1 protein-coding gene is annotated in these 630 nt (G+C 67.6%); it reads right to left on the minus strand.

Features of this window, described 5'->3' with window-relative positions; translation table 11 throughout:
- On the minus strand, positions 1-630 hold a 630-nt coding region (locus tag ACUY1T_RS21995), incomplete at both ends, for a methyl-accepting chemotaxis protein (protein WP_446025698.1).

The following is a 630-nucleotide window of genomic DNA, read 5'->3' on the forward strand; positions in this document are numbered from 1 at the left end:
ATCGCGGCCTGCAGCTGTTCGGCCTGGCTGGAGAGTTCCTCGGCGGTAGCCGACATCTCCTCGGCGGCGGAGGTGTTCTGCTGGGTCACCCTGTCGAGCTGCTGGATGGCGACGTTGATCTGCGCGGCCCCTTCATTCTGTTCGTTGCTGGCCAGCGAGATTTCGGCGATCAGCTCGGCGCTCTTCTGGATATCCGGCACCAGCTTGGTGAGCATCTCACCGGCGCTGCGCGCGGCCTTGACGGTATCCCCGGAGAGCCCGGAGATTTCCAGCGCCGCCGCCTGGCTGCGCTCGGCCAGCTTGCGCACCTCGGCGGCAACTACTGCGAAGCCGCGCCCGTGCTCGCCGGCACGTGCCGCCTCGACCGCGGCGTTGAGCGCCAGCAGGTCGGTCTGGCGGGCGATCTCCTGCACGATCAGGATCTTCTCGGCGATGGTTTCCATGGCGCCTACTGCTTCGGCCACGGCGCGGCCCGAGGCCTCGGCGTCGTTGGCCGTGTCGCGGGCAATGCTCTCGGTTTGGGCGGCGTTGTCGGCATTCTGCTTGATGTTGGCGGTCATCTGCTCCATCGAGGAAGAAGCTTCCTCGGCGGAGGCAGCCTGCTCGGTGGCGCCCTGGCTGAGCTGCTCG

It is taken from the genome of Billgrantia sp. Q4P2 (genome assembly GCF_052806135.1).